The sequence below is a fragment of the Mycobacterium paraseoulense genome (assembly GCF_010731655.1).
Lineage (GTDB): Bacteria > Actinomycetota > Actinomycetes > Mycobacteriales > Mycobacteriaceae > Mycobacterium > Mycobacterium paraseoulense.
On the sequence record NZ_AP022619.1, the window covers coordinates 1057743 to 1078132 of the forward strand.

The following is a 20390-nucleotide window of genomic DNA, read 5'->3' on the forward strand; positions in this document are numbered from 1 at the left end:
CGTGGCGGATGTGACCGTGGCGATCTTTACGTTCACCAGGAACGAAGCGACCGCCGTAACCGAGTTGCTGGCACGCCTTTACGTCGACCTACCGGTGTTGGGAACAACGGTATGGACGCCGACGGAGCACGGGGAGAAGGCTCTGGAGGGCCGCCTGTCCGACGGCCGGACCGCCAGGGTGGAGCACCATCCATTGAGCGCGCAGGGGAATGTCGTCGCGGCGGCCGCTCTGAGCAGATCAACCCGGGAGAACCGGGCGGACTACTACGTCTTCTACGGCTGCTGTGGAACCCTCGACGCGAGGTTGGTTGGCCAGGTGTTTCGGGCCGCAAGGGTGTCATACCTGTCGTTGGGAGTGGTGATCGCCTCGCCCGATGGCGAAGTCGTCAAGTTGAAAAACAAGTGGATCGTCCGCACACAGCCCGACGATCAGGCACCGCTTGACGCGATTGAGATGCGGGCCGGCTCAGCGGGCGCCCCGGGTTCCGTGTCGGGGCTGGATCTTCCCGACGCCCACGTTCTGGCGACCGACAAGGTAATCAAGGTCTCGCCGGGTGTGGCGCCCGTGCCAATCGAGACCCCCTCCAGCGGTCCCGTCTACGCCAGGGAGGACTGGACATACTCTCTGGCGCTTGCGCTGTACTCCGGCATGGCGACTCACCCCGTCCTCGTCGACATGGAGTCCTTCGGTATCGCTTCTGCCATGCGCTCGTTGGGCTTGTGCGAACGCGTGCTTGTCCTGCGCGTCGTCACGGATGCCCTCAGCGACAAAGCAGATCAAACCGAGGAGGATCAACTCGGCTTTCTGCGAGCAGGTTTGCCCGAGCTGGTTGGCGCGATCGCGACCCTCTTGGGAATCTCGATGACGCCCGGAGGCGAACAGCGAACCCTCGAGGACGAGGTGCGCACGTTGCGCGCCGGCGTTGTGATGGCCGCACCTTCGACGAATGACCCACGGGAATCAGAGATGGTTCGTGTCGTGTCGGCCGCATCGCTGGCCTGGGACGGTCAGCTGGACCGGGTCGACCGCTTCTCCCGCCCGCTCCTGCCATCGAGTTCCGATATGCCGGAGCGCGCCAACCCCGGGATGACAGCACGACTCTTCTTAGAACAGGTGGCTTCCGACTATCGACGCGTGGCGTCCGTAGAACTTGACCTCCGCGAGGTGGAAGCTCAGCGCAATTCGGACGAGGGCACGGCCGCCCTCGAGCGCGCCCACGTCGTGAGTCGGCCCGTGGCGCCGCTCGTTGTCGGGCAATACCTTGCGTCTTTTGACCGTGCCGCGGATGCGGACTTGGGGAGCGTGTTGGAGCCATGGATGGTGTCTGCAGGCGAGGCAGATCTTGAATCGCCATGCGGTGCGGCATTCGGCGAGGTCCTCGGCCCCCTCGTTCAGGTCGCATTGGATAGAGGACACAGGTCCACGGTGCTGCCCGACTGGTCTGTCGCGGTAGGCGATTCGTGGTGCAGGGAATTCCTGGGAGCGGGAGCTGCGATTCTCAAGGATCCGAGTTTGCTTAGCTCGCCGCAAACTTAAGGGGTCGCCCCTCGCCGCACCCACGGCGTTTCTCGCCCTGCAGCTCTTGAACCCTCGAGTAGGTAGGAAAAGTTCTGTCCGGCCTAGCGCGCCGGCTCCCGTCTGCCGGTGAACTGGTTGACGAGCAGCTGAAGACGGTCCGAGTCGTAGCCAGGGCGTAGTCGGCCGGCACGGGTCAGGGTGACCAGTCCGTGGAGTGCGGCCCAGAACACTTCGGTGAGAGTGTCTGCGTCCTGTTCGTCGGCGACGAGTCCGACCGCCGCGCGCAGCTCGGCGAAGGCGTCCTCCAGCTGCGGCGGTGTGTCGTCGGCGGCAAAGCGCAAGTTGGTCGCGCGGGTGAACATCGCGTCGTAAACCGCCGGGTTGTCGCGGGCGAAGTCGAGATACGCGCCTGCAATCCGGGTCAGGACGTCGTTGGCCGCGCCGGCGCCGGAGCGGGCGGCACGAAGCGTATCGCCAAGCTCACCGAACCCGTCGACGGCGACGGCGTCAGCGATGTGTTCCATGCCGCTGAAGTGCTTGTACAGCACCGGCTGGCTGTACTCGATCTCGGTGGACAGTCGACGGGTGGTCACCGCCTCCCACCCTTCGGCCTCGGCCAACTTGCGGGCAGTTGCCACGATCAGCCGCCGCCGGGCGGCCCGCTCGCGTTCACGACGGTCCTCGATAGCCATACCCCATGGTAGCACCGATAGAAATGCTAGCGACGCTATTGACAGCGAGGGGGACGGGGGTTAGCGTTGCTAGCAGTTGCGAATAAGGGGAGTCGGTCATGAATCTGGACGTCATCACACGGGCCGCCGCACTGATCGCGGTGCTGGGCACCGGGGTCGTCTACGGCACCGACGTGTTTTGCGCAATCGTGCTGCGACCGGCGTTGGCATTGATCGACGACAGTGCGTTGGTCGCGGTCGCGGGTAGCGTCCATCGGTACGGGGACCGGCGCATGCCGGTGCCCGGAGCGCTCGGGGTTGTCGCCGCCGCGACTAGCGCGCTGCTGGCCACGGTCGCCGCACACCGGGTACAGGCGATCGCCGCGGGCGCCGCGTTGATCCTGCTACTGATGTGGATTGTGCTCTATGCGCGGGTGAGCGCACCCATCAATCGGCAACTCACCGCGGCCGCCGACGCCGGCCAGTCGCTACCGAACGCGCGTGCGCTGCAAGCAAACTGGGACCGAATCATCAACGTCCGCGCGACACTGCAAGGTCTGGCAGTGGCGGCCTTGTGCGTGGCGCTGATGGCCTGACACGCCCGGCTCAAGCCCACCCAACCGACTTCCACCGAGGAGAGCGGTCTTCGATGTTTCAGCTCAGGATCTACACCCTGCGATCACCAGAAGCCCTGCAGCACTACGCGACAGTTCACCTGGGCCCGCCATTTGGAAACCTTCCCGGCATTCGGCGTCACCACCCACGGTGTGTGGACCGAGGCAAGCGGCGGCGCGAATCGACTCGTCGCGCTGATCGGCTATCCGCCGGGCAGTGACCCGACACCGTTTTCACCCATTCACTAGCGAAACTCAGAAGGGCTCGAAATGACCACCCCCGCCATCGTTGGCTACGTTCTCGCCGGACTCCTCGCCGCGGGCATCATCTTCATCGGCGCACGCTTTCTCGTCGCGCCGCGCGTCGCCGCCGCCGGCTACGGCGTGCTACCGGATCTGGACGAGCCGGGCGCGGGCGCCTATTTGAGCGTCAAGGGCGTGCGCGACATCGCGACCGGGCTGTTCGTCATCATCATGATGGTCGCAGGCGCGACCCATCTGGTCGGCTGGGTGATGTTGGCCGCCACCGTCATTCCGCTCGTCGACGCCGCCATCGTGCTACGCAACGGCGGCTCGAAGTCGGTCGCCTGGGGAGTCCATGGCGTGACCGCCGCCGTCATGCTCGTCACGACCGCGCTCCTGCTTGCCCCCTAGGAACGACTGGGCTCGTCGCCTGCGACTCGCCCTCGGCAACTGCTGGCCGCCCCGCCGGACGTGTGGCAGCGGAGTGATGCAGTGTGGTCATTGGCCGCAGGCAGGGGAGAGGCACGGGCCCATGGTTTTCGGCCCCGCCTGCGATGCAGCCTTACCCCGCTGCAACCCCGTCCGGGGGAACCTGGACCACCGGGACACTTGCCGTGGGAACGCATCCGGTCGCTGCCGCGGCGGTAAATACGAGCATCGCCGCAACGACGGCGTTCGTGGCTAGACGAGACATGGCGACTCCGTTCATCCGACTCCTGTCGAGACTCTAGACGCGACCGGCATGTATTTCAACTGCTATTGAAATATAGCCGGATTCCCGGCATAGTTCCTATCCGGACCGATCGATCGGTCCCGCAGCGGGAGAAGGTAATCACTTGGCATCAAAGGTTCCACCGCCCCAGGTCGCGCGAGCCGTCGAACGGGCCCGCCACCACCTGTCGCGGCTGCGCCAGCGCTCCGCTCCGCCTGCGGCGGTGATGATGGAATTGATTCTGAACGCGTGGGTGGCTCAGGCGATCACGACCGCGGCGGACCTTGGCGTGGCGGACGCCCTGGCAGGTGGCCCTCTGTCCGGCGAGCAACTGGCAGAGAGGGTCGGCGCGGACGCCGACGCACTGAGGCGACTCATGCGCGCGTTGATCGGCATCGGAATTTTCCGCCAACACGGCGACGGGCGCTACGCGCTGACCCCGCTCGCGGCAACCCTGCGCACCGACGCACCCGTGTCAATGGCCGGGATGGCGCGGTGGGTCGGGTCGCCTCAGCATCGCGAGCACTGGAGCCACCTCACCGACGCGATCCGGAACGGGAATCCGGTGGTCCCAGCACTCCGCGGCAAACCGGTATTCGAATACCTGGCCGACGAAGCGGAACTGGGTGGGATTTTCAACTCCGCCATGACCAATGTGTCCGAGTTTGCGATCGCGCCTTTGACCGCGGCCTACGACTTCAGTGCATTCGGCACGATCGTCGATGTCGGGGGCGGACACGGTCGGCTGCTGGCGGCGATTCTGGAGGCGGCCCCGAATTCCCGCGGCGTGCTGTTCGATCTTCCGGAGGTCGTCGCGGACGGCCCAGAGCTGTTTCGCAAGTACGGTGTGGCCGACCGCGTCCGGATCGAAGAGGGGTCGTTCTTCGATTCCGCTCCGGAGGGCGGCGACGCATATGTGCTCAAGAACGTCATTCACGACTGGCCCGAGGATGACGCGGTGCGCATCCTGAAGAACATTCGCGTCGCGGCCCGCGCCGGCGCGCGACTGTTGCTCTGCGAGTTCGTCATTCCCGGCCACGATCGCGACTTCCACGGCAAGTGGGTGGACCTCGAAATGCTGGTCGTCGCCGGCGCGCGCGAACGCACCGCGGACGAGTACGGCCGGCTGCTCGACGACGCCGGCTTCCGGTTGAACCGCGTCATCGACACCGTGTCGCCGCTCAGCATCGTCGAGGCGACCGCGGTGTAGCCAAGGCCCGCGACGGCCGACCGGCACATGCTCGCTCACCGTCCGGGCTCGAACTCTTAACTTTCGGCCCGGCGCAGACCCGACGCCGATGCCGGGTCCACCGGCTCATGCTGACTGGCGTTTTAGGCGATTCTGCGTCCACTTTGCTGAAAAGGCGCTGACGTTTCTCTGGCATCAGCGATAACGGTCCCGGTGCCGCCCGGTTCTGCCAAGATTTACACGTCATACCGCGGGCTGGAGGGGGCGCGTTGCGGTTTCTGAGCCGCCGCACGGGTTACGGGCTGTCTGCCGTCGTCGTTGCTGCGGCAGGATTCAACGCGCTCGGTTTGTGGGGAGTGGCGACGGCACAGCGGGTGCAGTTCGTCCTCGAGGCGACGTTGTGCGTTGTGGCGCTACTGGCCGGGCTGCTTGTCCTTCGGCGGGTGGCCGGCCTCGCGCGGTGGTGGCGGGTGACCCTCCTGACGGCCATCGCCACCTTTCTGGCCGCTGAGGCCCTCTCTCAGCGACTCCGGGCGGCCGATAGCGGCGCGACCGCACCGCCGTCAGCGGTCGTCGGCTATTTCGTTGCCGGACTGCTGTTCGGTGTGGCGATAGTTCTGCTGGTACGGTCCGGCCACCGGGCGCCGGCGCGAACTTGGGTGTGGGGACGGCAGCGCGTAATTACCGCCGGCCTTGATGGATTGTTGGCGACACTGGCGTTCTTCCACCTGGTCTATGTCGCCCGGCTCGGGGCCATGCATGGAGCCGCGCTGCCCAGGTCGACCAACACCGCAGTCGTAACCGGTATCGCGGCGGTCGAGCTCGTCGTGGTGGTGAGCGCCCTTCTGCTGGCGATGTGGTATCCGCCGTATCGGCCGGGCCGGACGAATTACATGCTGCTTGCCGCCGCGGTGATCACCCTGACGTCTTCGGACCGGCTGCTGGCCTACCTCCGCAGCGTCGAAGTGGCGCAGCTCGACTTGTGGGTCGGCACCGGATTCGTCATGGCTCCGCTGCTGATCGCATGGAGTTTGCTGGATTTTCCTCCACGCGCGCGCCCCGAGCACGACGACGAAATGCCGACCAACTGGGCGCAGCTCACCCTGCCCTACGTGGGGTTCATGGGCAGCACCGCTCTCGTCACCTTCCACGAGCTCATCGGACGCCGGGTCGACCCCGTCTTCATCGGCACCTACGTTGCGATGGCCGTGCTTGTCTCGACCCGATACTTGGTGGCGATGCGCGTGCAGCGGATGCTCACCGAACAGCTCATCGACGCCAAACGCCGCCTCGCCCATCAGGCTCACCACGACCCGTTGACCCACCTACCCAATCGATTGTTCTTGGCGCAGCGGCTGGACGATGCGATACGCGACGGACCGTTCGTGCTGATCTTCGTCGACATCGACGATTTCAAAGAGGTCAACGACCGATTCGGGCACGCCGCCGGTGACGAGCTGCTGTGCGCGATCAGTGCACGGCTCAGGAGTTGTCTTGGTGCCGACGACACGCTCGCTCGTGTCGGGGGAGACGAGTTCGCCATCCTCATCTCGGGCGTCGTGGAGGCACCCGAACTCGTCGCCGACCAGCTGCGGGTAGCGCTTCGCAGCCCGTTCTCGGTACACGGGACGTCGGTGCGGGTGCGCGCCAGCATGGGCCTGGTCAGTCCCGGATGCGACGGCCAGCATCGCACCTCCGATGATCTACTGAGGCAGGCCGACATCTCGATGTACACCGGAAAGCGGCTGGGTAAGGACACCGCGGTGGTCTACCGGCCGGCGTTCACTGTCGCCGAGGATTTTCCGACCGCGCTTCGGCAAGCCAAAGGTGGTGCTCCACAAGGCTTTCGGCTGAAATACCAACCCATCGTCGGTCTTCCACAGGGCAACCCGGTCGCCGTCGAGGCGCTTGCGCGCTGGACCACACCGAGCGGCATACAGATTCCTCCCCAGACCTTCGTTTCCCTGGCCGAAGCCAACGGCATGGGGGCAGAACTCGATGCCCTGGTCCTCGATCGGGCCTGCGCCGACATCCAATCGTCCGGCCTTGGCTTGGACGTTCATATCAACATCGGCGCCGCGCGGTTGGGCAGCGTCGATTTCGAACGGGTCATCAGCCGCACGCTTGCCCGGCACGGGCTGCCGCCGCAACGAGTCGTCCTGGAGATCACCGAGACGGTTCCCATAGTGGATCTCGCCGACGCCGCGGCGGCCATCAGACGCCTGAAAGACCTCGGCATCAGAGTAGCCTTGGACGACTTCGGCGCCGGATACAATTCGCTGACCTATTGGCACGAGTTGCCGGTGCAGATTGTGAAGCTCGACCGCGGGCTGGCGATGGGTGTCGAGCCGGGACGAAACCTGACGCTGTATCGCTCAGTCATCGGGCTCTGTGAAGCCCTGGGCCTCAACGTTATTGCTGAAGGAATCGAAACCGCCGAGCAGGCTGAGACAGTCTTCATGGCCGGATGCGGCTTGGCGCAAGGCCATCTGTTCGGTCGGGCCACCGACCTGACTGACATCGTCGCGCCCTAGCCGCCGGGCGTCGGCAATCGACTATCGGGGATCGAAAGCGGAGCCGTAGCGGCTACTTGGCGTCATCGCCCGGCCGCCGATTGACGTCCACCCGGTGCGGCGCTGCCGATCACGACGCGATGAACGCGAGCAGGTCCGGGTTGAGGACATCCGCGTGCGTGGTCAGCATGCCGTGGGGGTAGCCGGCATAGGTCTTCAACACGCCGTTCGGAAGTAGGTCGACCGCTCGGGGCACCGCGCTGGCGAACGGAACGATCTGGTCGTCATCGCCGTGCATCACCAGGACGGGGACGGTGATCTTCGTCAGCTCCTCGGAGTAGTCCTGCAGCCAGGACACCACCGTCTCGTAGTGAGCCTGGGCGCTGCCGGACATGCCCTGACGCCACCAGTTCGCGATGACCGCCTCGGAAGCCTCCGCACCCGGGCGGTTGAATCCGTAGAACGGCCCCTCTGGCACCGCGCGGAAGAACTCCGACCGATTTCCCAAGACCCCCGCGCGCACCGCGTCGAACCACTCCTGGGGTTGCCCGCCCGGATTGTTCTCGGCCTGCATCATGCTCGGGGTCGGGGAGGACACCAGTACCGCCTTGGCGACGCGCTCCTGGTGGCGCGCCACGTAGCAGGCCACTTCAGCGCCGCCGGTGGAGTGCCCAATGTGGATGGCGTCGCGCAGGTCGAGCCGCTCGGTCAGCGCGGCCAGATCGGCCACCCAGTGCTCGATGTCATTGCCGGTGCCGACCTGCTCGGATCGGCCATGCCCGCGCCGGTCATGAGCGATCACCCGGTAGCCCTGAAGCAGGAAGTACATCATCTGCGCGTCCCAGTCGTCGGCCGTCAGCGGCCAGCCATGACTGAAAACGATCGGCTGGCCAGAGCCCCAGTCCTTGTAGAAGATTTCGACGCCGTCCGACGTGGTGATGGTAGGCATAGTCGTTTCCTATCACAGTCGCCTCTTTCGGGCGCTCCCGCGATCTGTGAACGCCAGTGTGACCGCCAGGTTGACATGGGAGCCAGGTGCGCCGTCCGCCGGGAAAGATGGCGCGAATCGTCAACCGCATTGGGACCACAGAGCCGGAACCCCTTGGGCTGCAGTCGAATAGAGCTACGCGGCGGGGTCGTGCAGTGTCAGACGCGAACTCGCAGTTCTTATTGTCACCCGCCATATACCTTCGAGGTGCCTATGCCGCATTGGTGGGGCAGGCGCGTGCCAAGGCGGCCATCTCGTCGCCGAACTCCTGGTTGACCCGGGCCACCGCTTTCGCCGATGGCGGCAATTGCGCTTTCAGCGGGTCTTGCTTGCCCAGGTCGTCGTTCATCTGGTTGGCGTCTTCAATGAATTCGCGCGCCAGCGCCGCAGCCCGCTGCGCGTGGCCCGACAGGCCAGGCGCGGTCACCTGGTCGGCTCGCCGCTGGAGGCCGTCGAGCCATGCCTGATAGTCGGCGTCAGCGGGTACCGAGTTTTGTTCGTAGGAACCCGGCGGCGCGAACCGTGTCTTGGCTTTCAACGAGGCCTGCATGTCGCGATTGAAATCGATGAATTGCCGCACACTCCAACAAGGTTGCGCCCGCTCATCGATGCGCCACGCAACGAACAGACCCGCGGCGGCCACGGCCGCGCACCATATCGTCAGCAACCGCCGGGCGGTCCTGCGTGTACGGAGACTGTTTGCGGCCACGCGATCAACCTAATCGTTGACCGTGCCGCGCGGAACCACGTCGTCGGCGATCAGCCGTCCTCTGTCAACCGCCGGGGACGGCAGGTGTCATGGGCGGTCGGTGTCACTGCGTCGCGACGCAGCCGGCGGGCGCCGTTCCGTTACGCGTGGGGGCAGAAGATGCCCAGGATCTGTTGGCAGTTGTCCTTATTGATGAGCCCAGGCGGCGGCGGGGGCGGCGGTGCCGGCGGGTTGTCGCCGTCCCAAATGTTCTGGGCGACGTTGCCCTGCCCGAAGTAAACGTAGTAGTAGGTGTGGCAGATGTTGTTGTCCCAAATGACCGGATTGGTGACGTGGTTACCGGTCGGCGGCAGAGGTTCCCCTGGGCACCAGCGGTGCGGACCGCCATCGGCGTTGGCGGTGCCCGCGGCGAGCCCGACACCCGCGACCCCCAAACCGCCGGCCACCAGGGCGGCGGTCGCTAACCGCACGATTCGTCGCATCATGATTGCCTTTCCGTCGGGTGCGCGCCCGTGGTGGGCCGCTTTCGAGTTGAAGTAGATAACGTGGCCGTCGCTACCAATCCCAATCTCGGCCTTGGTGCCGCCATGGTCGGCACCCGCGCTCGGCTATAGGAGGCACCATCAGTTGCTGCCGGTCCGCTTGCGAATTCCTTGCGGTGGGCGAGCGCCCGGTCGGCCGGAAATCCAACCCATTTCGCCGCCACGGCGAGGTAGGGGCGCCGTCAGTCGGAGGGATGGTTGGCGCGGAGCACGACTCTGTGCTGTGACCGTTAAGGATCGTTACCGCAATCGTGATTTGCGCACTCCTATCATTGGGTTTACGAGAAACCCGACGCTTTCCAACTCAAATACGCCGATCGGCGTCCGCAAGCCTGGAGGGCTGATATGACGAGCGCAATCGCCGCGCACGAGCCAATCGAGAAATACGCGTCGCACGCGCACGACGATGCTGCTTTGGCGGTAGCGAGCGTCAACGGTAGTGCCTGGCGAGGGCACACTGTTCCCGCCGAATTGAAGCCGCGCTGGCGACCCACGGAAGAAGAGATCGTGCGCGCGGCGATCACGGTGATTTTGGTAGCCCTGGCGGCGGTGATCGGCGTCGCGGCGGTCGCGATCTTGACAATGGGCTAGTAGCGGCACTGCTTAGGTTGCTTCCACCGCTGCAACTGCGAGTCCGCGACCTTGACGACCTCTGTATCCGTTATGCTGCCGATACTTCCGGAATGTCGGTGCGCAGTTCGCTTGCGAATAATTTTGCAGAGGACGGCTCTCAGCATTGCCCAGATTGACGTCCGCCGGTGCAGCTACAGTTGCGCTGCTACTTCTTGTCGCTAGCACGCCGTCCACCGCCTGCGGCCATCAACCCCCAGCGATACCGGCTGCCTCGGTCAACTCAACCACCACGCCCACCGCGCAAAGCGACTCATTGACGTTGGCCGGCAAAGCTTCCCCACTGCACGACGTCCAATGCCGCGGCAGCATGGGCGACGCGGTGCTCGTCACGGCCAAAACGCAGTCCGGCGACAGTGTCATCGTCGACGCCGCGGGCGGCAAGCTCGAAACTCTGGACTTCAGCGCCGATGGCATCGCCTACTTCTGGGAGCCGACATCGACTGGGGGAGCGCCGACCCCAACGCTGACACACGACGGTGACAATTACACGGTGACTGGGAAGATCAAACAGCTTCACGACTACACCAAGCTCACTGATTTCACGTTCAGAGCGACCTGCCCGCATTGAGCATCCACGCCCATGCGCATGTTCCTCGACCACGGCGGCCCGGTCGCCGAACCGTCGTAGGACCATCAGGGTTGATTCATTGATGAAACCTTGTCGTCCCGACGGCTCATTCCCGCGCGCTCTGGAAGGCGGTGCGGCAAGGGGCCGCACGAGGCAGCACTAGTTCCGGCGATTGGGTAAATACTGAACGGTACTGATGCACAACAGCATTCGCCATTCGAACATAGTGGATCGGATGCCGAGGCTACCTCGGTCGGGCATCGCCCAGAGCCAGATTAGACGCGTTGCGGGGCAAAGAATTGGACAGTCTCGACGAGCTCGTCGGGCGCCTCCCAGTTCAGCAGGTGTCCGGCGTCGGGCACCGAGACGAGTCGCGCACCGGGAATGCCCTCGGCGAGCCGGCGCGAATGGCTGAGCGGCGTCGTGCGATCGGCGGTGCCGACCATCACCACCGTCGGTGTCGTGATCTCGCCCAGCCGCGGGTAGCGGTCCTCACGCGAGAACGCCCGTACGATCGGCAGTAGTGGCCCGTGGTGCTGCATGTGCCGGTTGAAGAATTCGACGAACACCGAGATCATGGCCGGCGATGGGCGCGCTCCGCACTGCGCGGCACCGAACAGCGTCGCGACCGTACTGTTGCGCATTAACCGCTGCATGATGCCCAGTTGCAGCAACGGGATCTGCAACCGGTTCTGCGGCGCCTCGTCCAGGATGCGGCCCGCCCAGGTGGCGAACAAGATGAGACCGCGCAGCCGGGCCGCCAAGCCGACGTGATCGAGCACCGCGCGGATGGTAACGAACCCGCCCATCGAGTGGCCAACAAGGACCGCGTCGCGAAGATCGAAATACTCTGCGACTGCGGCCAAGTCGGCCGCCATAGGCTCCGATCCGACTCCGTCGGAGCCGAGGGTCGAGCGACCGTGGCCGCGCTGGTCGAACGCGATGACGCGAAACCCCTGGGCCTGCAGTTCATCCCACACAAGGTTCCACTCCACGACGTTAGCGCTGTAGCCGTGGACCAGGAGCACCGGCGGGCCCTCGCCGGCCACCAACGCATGCAGCACGGTACCGTCAGGGCGCGAGATCGTGACGCGCTTCCCGGTGGGCTCGACGATCAGCCGTTCACGGGGGACGGGGTCGGGGTTTCGCCCGATGCGAATGGTGATCTCCCGTCCCGCGGCCCAGCTCACCACCGCGGTCGCCCCGAGCGCGACCCCCGCCGCCACCCCTGTTCTCACCCGCGATCCCTCCAACCGGCAGCGTCGCCCGCCGACACGTTACCGTACGCGCGTGTTCGTGGCCCCGTGCAGAGATTTCACCTCGACCGCATCCTGCACCTGGAGATCACTGAAGAGGTCTTTCCCGAACGGGATCCTGCGGTGCTCGACGCGGATCTGTCGCGGTGGCGCACTCGCAGGCTCGGGTGACGCCCGAGAACACCGCCAGGCCCGATGCGACCCCGACAGCTCGATAGGCGAGAACTGTTGGGCGCCAAAGCAATACGCAGTGCGTGCGCGGTAACCCGCCATATTCGACTCTGCCGTGTGCCTACCTGTTGCGGTGTGTTGACGACGCCTCGAAACCACCCCGGAACGACGCTGGGCATGCCCGACATGGGGGCCACGGAAACCGCCTGCTCAATCAAATCTGGGCGGAACGAACGACTCCCGAAGGGGCGGGTACGCGTCCGGTGAATCAGCTGTCAGGCGTCTCGCAGAAACTGGCGGCGGCAGGCAGCCAGGCCGGGATCGGAGGCGGTGTCGGCCCGGCGGGATCGGGGTCCGTCCACCGGTCGCCCCAAGCCGCCAAGCTTGCGAGTACATCGACCAATGCCATCCCTCGGTCGGTCAGGACATACTCATAGCGAGCCGGTTCGGTTTGGTATGGCCGACGTTCCAGGATCTCTCGCTCGACGAGTTCGGCCAGTCGGCGGCTCAGCGTGTGGTCGCTGATCGGTAGGCGACCTCGGAAGTCGTCGAAGCGGCGAGCGCCGCCGAGCGCCTCGCGCACGATGAGCAGGGACCACCGTTCGCCGACGACGTCCAACGCGCGCGCTGCGGGACAGTTGTCGGCAGCAAGGGAGTTCCGCATTGCTCCACGATAGCAACTTCCATTATGGAAGCAACCGCGCTACGCTCGGGATGACTTCCACTTTGGAAGTAATCAGGACAAAGGCGGAAAGAACCTCGTGAACAGCAAGACTGTCAAGATTCCGGTCCTCGGCGACCACCTCGTGAACACCTTCCTTGTGATCGGCCGGCGCCCAATTCTCGTCGATTGCGGAATGCCTAACAGTGCCGACCGCATTTGGAACGGCGTCATCGCTGCCGGTGTCGACCCAACTGATCTCGAAATGATCGTCATCACTCACGGGCACGTCGACCATTTCGGTGCTGCTGCTGAACTTCAGGCGCGAACCGGCGCTCCCGTGGCGGCTCACGAGGGCGATCTGGCGGCATACCGCGCCGGGCACTCCGACCGTTCTCAGCGCCAACCGATCGGACTGTTCGGACACGTCTTTACCCGGACGCCGCCGCCTAACGAAGTGACTCGACCGTTGCACCCCGATTTCGTACTGACTGGCGATTACCGTCTAGACGACCACGGACTCGACGCCCGCATCATTCACACTCCCGGCCATACCGCAGGCTCGGTGTCGATCCTGCTCGATGAGGGCGACTTGATCGCCGGTGACATGCTTACCGGCGGCTTCCTCGGTCTGCTGCAGTACCGCCCGTCCAATCCGCCATTCCACGATGACCCGGATCAGGCCCTCGACAGCCTGCAGGCGGCGTTGCGTATGGGTCCGCACACCTTGCACATCGGACACGGCGGCCCAATGCCCGCCGCCGATGTGCAACGCTGGCTGGATCGTCAACTGAGCCACCGGGCCCGCCGTCATCGCCGAACGACCACGGCTTAACGTGGCACTTGCGCACGGAGTTCGATCGCGCCGGGTCGACATGGAGGGTCATTCCCATCCACTGTCCTCGAAACGCGCCTCCGGCAGGGGAGCGGCGCGGCGAAACGGAAGGCTTCATCACGGTCGCTACGGCCACGGGCGCGGCGGCCGTACCTGGACTGTGTGTCGCGCGGCGCTGAGCTGAAACTGGCGACCAGCGTGGCATCTACGGCAATTACCCGCCCGCGGTCTGACTTAATGCCAGCGCAGCGGCAAACTCGACAGCCGGACCGCATCTTCGAGGATAACCGGCGGCACGGACTCAGCATCTAACCCGAACGCGGGGATCGTGCGTAACCATTCGCCGACCAACACAGTCAACGCTGTTTTCGCCAGACTGACGGCCACGCAGCGGTGCGGGCCCCCGCCGAACGCCCAGTAGTCCGCCCGCGACCCGTGGCCGTCCGCGATGTCTTCTTGGATGGCCGCCCCTACGCACAGCCCGACCCGGGCCCCTGCCGGTATCTCGACACCCGCCACGGTGACGTTCTGAGCGGCCCTGCGGATAATCATCGGGGCCGGCGGCTCGCGGCGCAGCACGTCTTCGACGAATCCTTCAATCCCTGCTGGGTTTTCGCGCAGCGAAGCGCATAGCCGCGGGTCGCGGGCAAGGTCAAGAAACACGAAACCCACCGCGCTCCTAAACGGCGTAATGCCCGCAGCGATCAGCATCTCAACTACCGCGCACGCGTCAGCGTCGTCGAACCCATCGTCACCGGCAACCAACCCGGACATCACACCCGCAATATCAGGGCTGGCGCGGCGCTGCGCGAAAGCCTCCGCCAAATAGGCGAGCATCTCAACTTTTTGCACCACATCCTCGAAACGGACACCTTCGACCGTCAGAGGCGCCCGCTGGATCGCCCAAAGCGCTTTCTCCCAGCGCAGCAACCTATCCCCGTCTTGCGGCGGCAACCCCAACACTGTGAGAAGAACCTGAGCCGCGAATGGCTCCGCAACGTCGGCGATCACCTCACAACTACCCTGCGCGGCCACCGCTTCGACCACCGCCGCGGCCTGATCTTGCAACGCGGGTTGCATCTCTTTCACCGCGCGGGAACTCAATAACGGCTGCAAGATTGCGCGCCAACGCGCATGGTCCGGCCGATCCAAAGCGTTAAGCGAAAATACTTCCGGGTTACGCAGCGCTGCGAGCACGTCATCGGCCCGTGTCAGGCAATAGCCATTCATAAACACGCCGTCCTCGATCAACACGACCGGCCCGCGCTTGCGCAGCGCGTCCCAAAGCTCGCTGCGATCCTCTGTGAAGAAATCAGGCAGCAACTTGTCGCCGATCGGTGAGAGGTGATCTATCCCAGGCCGCACCTGCGCCGGCACACTCACACATCGCCGAAGTACTCGCGGATCTGGTCGAACTCGTCCAACAGGTACAGCCGCTCACGCGCACGCCGCTCCCTCCGTGAGGCAACCCGGCGCGCCCAAACTCACTCCCGGAGATCCAGCTCACACATCCGGCCTTCAATGCGCCACCGGTCCCATGACGCCTGCATGGTGTCGATCAACCGTTGCCGCACACCGCTCGTAGTCGACAGCCGGCGCGGCATCAGGCGCCCCTCCCGCGCCAGCGGATAATCGCCGCACGGCGGCCCTGATTTACGCCACCCACCGTACCCGACGCCTCGGGAACATCGGTCTTGATCCGCGCCAACGTCTGGTTGATCGCCGAGCGCAGTTGCCGAAGCTGGTTTCGAAAAGGGCAGTCCAGTTCGATCCCGCTTTCAGGGGAGAGGGTGGTGGTCGATAAGGAGACTGGCGATGATTCATCAGATGCACCATGCAGTGCCCAACTTGACATAATGTCGCTTATCGGCACAACGGTTACCAGGCACCCCAGACGAAGGGACACTCGCACGCCATTCCGGCGACACTCGCACGCATTTCCCATGTCGTGCAAACCACGACTCGGAGCGCTCGATGACCAGCTATGGCGGCCGAAGACAACAAGCGGCCCGATTGGGCGGCTAGCCCGGCCACGGATGCGCCCGGCCCCTCTTCCACGCGGGCAGCCTCGATACGTCACGGTGACGAATTGAACACCGCCCCAGCGGTATTGGCGGTGCGGGCTCAACCGCCTCACCATCGCACTGCGCGGCCGCCCAACCGCCGATCGCCGCACCGGACCCGCACGCGGTGATCAAGCGCCGGCCGTTCACGCCCCGAACGCCATGACGCGCTCGTGTACCGCGTGGGCCGCTAGGCCCCCGCTCTCGCGTAGCGGCATGACGGTCAAGCGCCGACGTAAACCCAAACGCCAGGATTGGGTCGGCCAGCCGCCGCACAACGGATGCAGCCAACGTCCGCGCGCATGCCCGCATTACGTCACTGTGACGAATTATGCACTGCCCCAGCGGTATTGGTAGTACGGTTCACCACTCCGAGCGGCGGCACGTTGGCGTGTCCAGTCCCGACGTCACATGATAGGTGAACCAGTCAGCACAAGCGTCAGGAAGAGTTGACCCCATGGACGGTCTCGAGATGGCCACCGCCGAGCGGACAGACCTGGCCGATCTGCTGGCGACTCTGACGCCCGAGCAGTGGGAGGCGCAGTCATTGTGTGAGCGCTGGCGGGTGCGCGACGTGGTCGCTCATGTGATGAGCTTCGACGGCGTCAGTCTGCTCGGCATGATTGGCCGCGTCATCCGCGGTCGGAGCATTGACGCCAATCAAGTGTGGGTCGACGAACTCGCATCGCTCAGCACCGAACAGCTCCTCGACCGGCTGCAGGCTCGGCTGCGGCCGCAGGGGCTGGCCACGACATTCGGAGGCCGGCTCGCGCTGCTCGACGTCACCATCCATCATCAAGACATCCGCCGCCCGCTCGGTTTGCCGCGCCAGATCCCGGCCGAACGGCTGCGTTGTGTGCTGCGTGACAGCCTGCGCACCCCTGAGCTGCCTGGGTGGCACCTCGCCCGCGGCGTACGCCTGACAACGACCGACCTGGACTGGAGTCACGGCAGGGGGCCAGAGCTGACCGGACCGGCGGAAGCCGTGCTGATGGCGGTCTCCGGTCGGCACAGTGCCATCGTGGAGTTGGCCGGTCCCGGGCAGCGGGTGCTGGCCCGGCGCCTCGTGCGCCGACAACGCCGGACTCATGATCGGGCGCGGTCTCGTCCGCGGTAGTCCGGGGCTGGTCAGAGGCCACACCGTGCCCCGGATTCAATGAGAACGGACAGTCATGTCGCTACGTAGTCCGGCCGGTCAGTCGCCGGGCGGCGACCAGTGCACCACCTTGGTGGCCGTCATCTCGTCGAGAAGCTCGGGGCCGAAGCCGAAGCCCGTGCCGCTGGCACGCCGCGGTTCGGCCGCTCCGCCGGGCGCCCCGCCGAAGACGGCGTTGACCTTCACGGTACCCACCGGAAGGCTGCGCCACGCCTCCTGTGCATGCGCCATGCTGCCGGTCAGTACGGTGGCGGCCAGGCCGTAGCGGTCATCGGCGGCTTCGGTCAACGCGGCGGCGAAGTCCGGCACGACCCGCACCGGCGCGATCGGGCCGAACGTCTCCTCGCGCATGATCTGCATGTCGGGTGTGCAGTCGGTCAACACCGTGGGCGGGTAAAACGAGCCCGGTCCGGGTTTGGGCTCGCCGCCGACCAAAATGTGGGCCCCGGCCCGCGCGGCATCTTCGACATGTGCGTGCACGTGCTCACGGTGCCGCTCGTCGACCAGCGGTCCGATGCGGTCGGCCCATGAGATCGCCTCGTCGACCAACGCGTTGAGGAACGCGTCCGCGATCGATTGCACGACATACACCCGCTCCACCGAGACGCAGATCTGTCCGGCGTTCGCGAACGCACCCAGCGCGGTCTGGCCGGCCGCCCACGCCGCGTCCACGTCGGCGTCGACGATCAACGCGTCATTCCCGCCATTCTCGAGCAGCGCCTTGGCGCCGCGCTCGGCGCAAGCCCGGGCGATCTGTCGGCCGGTGACGCTGGTGCCTACGTGTGCGACGACATCGACCAACTCCGCGGCGGCCAGGTACTCCCCGACCGTCCCGTCTCCATCGACGATCTCGAGGACACCGTCGGGCAGCCGGGCGGCCAGCAGCTCGGCGAAGCGCCTGCCGGTTTGTGGCGACCGCTCGCTGGGCTTGTGCACGACGGAGTTTCCGGTCACGAGCGCGGCACCGAGCAGCCCGGCCGCCACCGCGACGGGATCGTTCCACGACGTGATCACCGCGACCACCCCGCGCGGCTGCGGAACCATCAGATCGGTGGCGGACCATCCCCCCTGCAGGGCGCGCCCGCAGTGCAGCGGCCCGAGTTCGGCGTACTGCAACAGCGTGGCCACTCCGGCGTCCACGCCGGCGCGCGCCTCGTCACGCAACTTGCCGGTTTCCCGCTCGTTGAGTTCGGCGAGTTCGTCGGCGGCGTCCCGAACATCGCCCGCTGCCGCCGCGATCGCGGCGCCCCGTTCGACGGGCGGGGTGCGCGCCCAGGCGCCGGCCGCTGCCGCCGCGCGCCTGACCGCTTCGTCGCAGTCGGCCGGCTCGGTGATGGGCACCTGCGTGACGGTGTCGCCGGTACGCGGGTCCAGGACGCTGATGATCTTGGTAAGGGTCGAAGCCACGCCTGCGGATACCCTGTCACCGGGCCGACCAATCAGCCGCCCCGGACGCGTCGCTGGTCAGTGGGCTGAAGATGCCTCGGGGCAATCCTGGCCCTGTATGGTCAGCGTGTCTGCCGGCTTGAGGGATTGAGGGATCGATGGCAAACAGGTTCCCGGACAATGCCTTTACGTCACGGCAGGCGCTGGATCCGGATCTGCGGAAGATTGCCCGATTCCTGCCGCGCGGATATGCCCTGCACCGGGGACTGAAGGTCCAGCGGGCGATCATGAACTTGTTCGCTAGCGCCGGACGACTGCGCGACGTGCCGGAGGCGACGGTCAACGAGCACGTCACCGTTCGCCTGCATCGTCCGGTCGATCCGCCGAGTCAGGCACCGGCCCTGCTGTGGGTCCACGGCGGGGGCACGATCATGGGCCACGCCTCCCAGGACGACAAGTACCTTCGCAAGCTCGCCGGCCGCACGGGCATCACGGTCGCGGCGGTCGAACACCGACTCGCCCCCGAGCATCCCTATCCGATACCGATCGAGGACTGTTATGCGGCGCTGCTGTGGCTGGCGCGCCAACCCTGGGCCGACCCGGCGCGGGTCGCCGTCGGCGGCGCCAGTGCCGGCGGGCATTTCGCGGCCGCGCTGGCGCAGCGGGCGCACGACCGCGGCGACGTCAAGCTGGCCTTCCAGATGCTGGTGTACCCGATGCTGGACGATCGGACCGGCGCCCAACACAGCGGCCAGAAGCGCATCATGTGGACCGAGACCGACAACCAACTGGCGTGGCGCTGGTACCTCAACGGCGCCGACCCGGAAGAGGCCGCTCCGGCACGCCGGCGCGATCTGTCCGGCCTGCCACCCGCGTGGATCGGCGTCGGCACGTTGGACCTCTTTTATGAGGAATGCGTGCAGTACGCGCGACGCTTGCGCGAGGCGGGCGTTCCGGTGCACGAGGAGATTGCCCCGGGCGCCTTTCACGCCTTCGACCAGATCGCCGAGAAGGCGCCGTTGTCGGTCAAATTCTTCGACAGCCAGTGCGAGCACTTGCGGGACGCCCTCGCCGCATCCGCGGCATAGCCGCGAGCCCCGGCAGTTCGAGAGGCGATCGGGTGACCGCAGCCGCGCCTTTTGACTGCAAAGTGTGCAGAATGTGCAACGATGGAGGCCGTGGTCGTCAATCAGATGGGTCTGCGTGAGCGCCGTCGCCGCCAAACGAGCGCTGACATCCGCGACGCCGCGGTGCGCCTCACGCTGGACCGCGGATTCGACAAGGTCACCATCGACGAGATCTGCGCCGAGGCGGGGATATCGACGCGCACCTTCTTCAACTACTTCCCCAACAAAGAGTCGGCGATCGCTTACGGCCCGTCGGACATACCTCCCGAGCTGGTCGCGGAGTTCGTCGCCGCTGGTCCGGCTCCTTATTCGGTGGTGCTGGCGGAGCTGATCACGCTGGCGGCACACCACCTTCGCGACGTGCCGCCCCGCCGCGAACACGCGGCCCACATGTTGGAACTCGCCAAGACCTCCCCCGCCGTGCTGGCGGCGTTCCTCGCAGACCTGGAGCGGTTTCAGACTCACCTGACCGACGTGGTCGCGCGCCGCCAGGGCATGCGGCCGGACGATGAGATCGTCGCGTTGATCGCCGCCCTGGCGCTGACGGCGGTGCGGTCGGGCATCGAACGGTGGTCGAGGGGCGAGGCGGGCGATGACGACGACACGCCGATGCCGCACGTGGAACGCGCCGCCGCGCTGGTCAACAGCATCTTCACCGAGTGATTTGAAACACCGCGAGCAATTGTTGCATGGTGTGCAACATATGCACAGTATGTACTATGCTCTCCTTGCGGCACTCGTTGCTCCTGACCGTCGAACCTGTACCGACCATGGTCGCCGTCGAAACCGTTGCGGTGCACCGTAAGTCGTTGCGCACAACTGACCGCATCATGA

Annotated in this window: 20 protein-coding genes and 1 pseudogene; 13 read left to right on the forward strand and 8 right to left on the reverse strand. The window is 65.7% G+C overall.

Annotated features, from left to right (window positions below):
* Position 1: 1 nt before the first annotated feature.
* Positions 2-1537 (forward strand): hypothetical protein, encoded by a 1536-nt coding sequence (locus tag G6N51_RS04625; protein WP_083170768.1) that lies wholly within the window; start codon positions 2-4, stop codon positions 1535-1537.
* Positions 1538-1620: 83 nt separating this feature from the next.
* Here the strand turns inward: G6N51_RS04625 and G6N51_RS04630 are convergent, their stop codons facing one another.
* Positions 1621-2211 carry a TetR-like C-terminal domain-containing protein gene (locus tag G6N51_RS04630; protein WP_083170770.1) on the reverse strand — a complete coding sequence of 197 codons (591 nt, stop codon included), beginning with the start codon at positions 2209-2211 and terminating at the stop codon, positions 1621-1623.
* 98 nt (positions 2212-2309) lie between these two features.
* Here G6N51_RS04630 and G6N51_RS04635 point away from each other — a divergent pair, with 98 nt between their 5' ends.
* The 5 genes and pseudogenes from G6N51_RS04635 to G6N51_RS04655 all read left to right on the forward strand — a co-directional run bounded on the left by G6N51_RS04635 (position 2310) and on the right by G6N51_RS04655 (position 7482).
* Positions 2310-2786, forward strand: coding sequence for a DUF1772 domain-containing protein (locus tag G6N51_RS04635; protein ID WP_083170799.1), 477 nt, complete (start codon positions 2310-2312; stop codon positions 2784-2786).
* Positions 2787-2839: 53 nt separating this feature from the next.
* Positions 2840-3029: pseudogene (locus G6N51_RS29535) on the forward strand (NIPSNAP family protein); the annotation flags it as partial.
* A 45-nt stretch (positions 3030-3074) separates the two neighbouring features.
* Positions 3075-3458: a DUF4267 domain-containing protein gene (locus tag G6N51_RS04645; protein WP_083170814.1), complete on the forward strand. Its 384-nt coding sequence runs from the start codon at positions 3075-3077 to the stop codon at positions 3456-3458.
* A 425-nt stretch (positions 3459-3883) separates the two neighbouring features.
* A complete protein-coding gene (locus tag G6N51_RS04650; RefSeq protein ID WP_083170816.1) occupies positions 3884-4969 on the forward strand; it encodes a methyltransferase in 1086 nt (361 codons plus the stop codon).
* Between the two features lie 248 nt (positions 4970-5217).
* Positions 5218-7482, forward strand: a complete 2265-nt coding sequence (locus tag G6N51_RS04655; protein ID WP_083170819.1) for a putative bifunctional diguanylate cyclase/phosphodiesterase — start codon at positions 5218-5220, stop codon at positions 7480-7482.
* A gap of 109 nt (positions 7483-7591) precedes the next feature.
* Here the strand turns inward: G6N51_RS04655 and G6N51_RS04660 are convergent, their stop codons facing one another.
* From G6N51_RS04660 to G6N51_RS04670, 3 genes are all read right to left on the reverse strand, one after another.
* Positions 7592-8410 carry an alpha/beta fold hydrolase gene (locus tag G6N51_RS04660; RefSeq protein ID WP_083170822.1) on the reverse strand — a complete coding sequence of 273 codons (819 nt, stop codon included), beginning with the start codon at positions 8408-8410 and terminating at the stop codon, positions 7592-7594.
* Positions 8411-8660: 250 nt separating this feature from the next.
* Positions 8661-9092: a hypothetical protein gene (locus G6N51_RS04665; RefSeq protein WP_232078204.1), complete on the reverse strand. Its 432-nt coding sequence runs from the start codon at positions 9090-9092 to the stop codon at positions 8661-8663.
* 206 nt (positions 9093-9298) lie between these two features.
* Positions 9299-9628, reverse strand: a complete 330-nt coding sequence (locus G6N51_RS04670) for a hypothetical protein (protein ID WP_232078206.1) — start codon at positions 9626-9628, stop codon at positions 9299-9301.
* Positions 9629-10045: 417 nt separating this feature from the next.
* Here G6N51_RS04670 and G6N51_RS04675 point away from each other — a divergent pair, with 417 nt between their 5' ends.
* A complete protein-coding gene (locus tag G6N51_RS04675; protein ID WP_083170831.1) occupies positions 10046-10291 on the forward strand; it encodes a hypothetical protein in 246 nt (81 codons plus the stop codon).
* A gap of 154 nt (positions 10292-10445) precedes the next feature.
* Positions 10446-10901 carry a lipoprotein LpqH gene (locus G6N51_RS04680; protein ID WP_163750646.1) on the forward strand — a complete coding sequence of 152 codons (456 nt, stop codon included), beginning with the start codon at positions 10446-10448 and terminating at the stop codon, positions 10899-10901.
* A 275-nt stretch (positions 10902-11176) separates the two neighbouring features.
* Here the strand turns inward: G6N51_RS04680 and G6N51_RS04685 are convergent, their stop codons facing one another.
* Positions 11177-12139, reverse strand: a complete 963-nt coding sequence (locus G6N51_RS04685) for an alpha/beta fold hydrolase (RefSeq protein ID WP_083170836.1) — start codon at positions 12137-12139, stop codon at positions 11177-11179.
* A 66-nt stretch (positions 12140-12205) separates the two neighbouring features.
* On the opposite strand from G6N51_RS04685, the gene G6N51_RS29400 reads away from it, so the two are divergent.
* Complete coding sequence (locus G6N51_RS29400) at positions 12206-12328, forward strand: hypothetical protein (RefSeq protein WP_264054588.1); 123 nt, start codon at positions 12206-12208, stop codon at positions 12326-12328.
* Positions 12329-12596: 268 nt separating this feature from the next.
* On the opposite strand, the gene G6N51_RS04695 is transcribed toward G6N51_RS29400, so the two are convergent.
* Positions 12597-12992, reverse strand: coding sequence for a winged helix-turn-helix transcriptional regulator (locus G6N51_RS04695; protein WP_083170839.1), 396 nt, complete (start codon positions 12990-12992; stop codon positions 12597-12599).
* Between the two features lie 97 nt (positions 12993-13089).
* Here G6N51_RS04695 and G6N51_RS04700 point away from each other — a divergent pair, with 97 nt between their 5' ends.
* On the forward strand, positions 13090-13824 hold the full coding sequence (locus G6N51_RS04700; RefSeq protein WP_083170842.1) for an MBL fold metallo-hydrolase: 735 nt from the start codon (positions 13090-13092) through the stop codon (positions 13822-13824).
* A gap of 234 nt (positions 13825-14058) precedes the next feature.
* Here G6N51_RS04700 and G6N51_RS04705 read toward each other — a convergent pair whose 3' ends face one another.
* Entirely contained in the window at positions 14059-15207 is a 1149-nt protein-coding gene (locus G6N51_RS04705; RefSeq protein WP_142274900.1) for a cytochrome P450, read from the reverse strand.
* Between the two features lie 1137 nt (positions 15208-16344).
* Here G6N51_RS04705 and G6N51_RS04710 point away from each other — a divergent pair.
* Complete coding sequence (locus tag G6N51_RS04710) at positions 16345-17004, forward strand: maleylpyruvate isomerase family mycothiol-dependent enzyme (protein WP_083170848.1); 660 nt, start codon at positions 16345-16347, stop codon at positions 17002-17004.
* Positions 17005-17082: 78 nt separating this feature from the next.
* On the opposite strand, the gene G6N51_RS04715 is transcribed toward G6N51_RS04710, so the two are convergent.
* Positions 17083-18450 carry an aldehyde dehydrogenase family protein gene (locus tag G6N51_RS04715; protein WP_372510250.1) on the reverse strand — a complete coding sequence of 456 codons (1368 nt, stop codon included), beginning with the start codon at positions 18448-18450 and terminating at the stop codon, positions 17083-17085.
* Between the two features lie 137 nt (positions 18451-18587).
* On the opposite strand from G6N51_RS04715, the gene G6N51_RS04720 reads away from it, so the two are divergent.
* Together G6N51_RS04720 and G6N51_RS04725 are read left to right on the forward strand one after the other, a co-directional pair.
* On the forward strand, positions 18588-19517 hold the full coding sequence (locus G6N51_RS04720) for an alpha/beta hydrolase (RefSeq protein ID WP_083170851.1): 930 nt from the start codon (positions 18588-18590) through the stop codon (positions 19515-19517).
* Positions 19518-19598: 81 nt separating this feature from the next.
* A complete protein-coding gene (locus G6N51_RS04725) occupies positions 19599-20219 on the forward strand; it encodes a TetR family transcriptional regulator (protein WP_083170854.1) in 621 nt (206 codons plus the stop codon).
* The last annotated feature ends 171 nt before the right edge of the window (positions 20220-20390 follow it).

Coding starts and splice junctions, on each gene's coding strand:
- G6N51_RS04630 (WP_083170770.1), bottom strand. CDS start 2,211: ATGGCTATCGAGGACCGTCGTGAACGCGAGCGGGCCGCCCGGCGGCGG.
- G6N51_RS04635 (WP_083170799.1), top strand. CDS start 2,310: ATGAATCTGGACGTCATCACACGGGCCGCCGCACTGATCGCGGTGCTG.
- G6N51_RS04645 (WP_083170814.1), top strand. CDS start 3,075: ATGACCACCCCCGCCATCGTTGGCTACGTTCTCGCCGGACTCCTCGCC.
- G6N51_RS04660 (WP_083170822.1), bottom strand. CDS start 8,410: ATGCCTACCATCACCACGTCGGACGGCGTCGAAATCTTCTACAAGGAC.
- G6N51_RS04675 (WP_083170831.1), top strand. CDS start 10,046: ATGACGAGCGCAATCGCCGCGCACGAGCCAATCGAGAAATACGCGTCG.
- G6N51_RS04695 (WP_083170839.1), bottom strand. CDS start 12,992: ATGCGGAACTCCCTTGCTGCCGACAACTGTCCCGCAGCGCGCGCGTTG.
- G6N51_RS04710 (WP_083170848.1), top strand. CDS start 16,345: ATGGACGGTCTCGAGATGGCCACCGCCGAGCGGACAGACCTGGCCGAT.
- G6N51_RS04720 (WP_083170851.1), top strand. CDS start 18,588: ATGGCAAACAGGTTCCCGGACAATGCCTTTACGTCACGGCAGGCGCTG.
- G6N51_RS04725 (WP_083170854.1), top strand. CDS start 19,599: ATGGAGGCCGTGGTCGTCAATCAGATGGGTCTGCGTGAGCGCCGTCGC.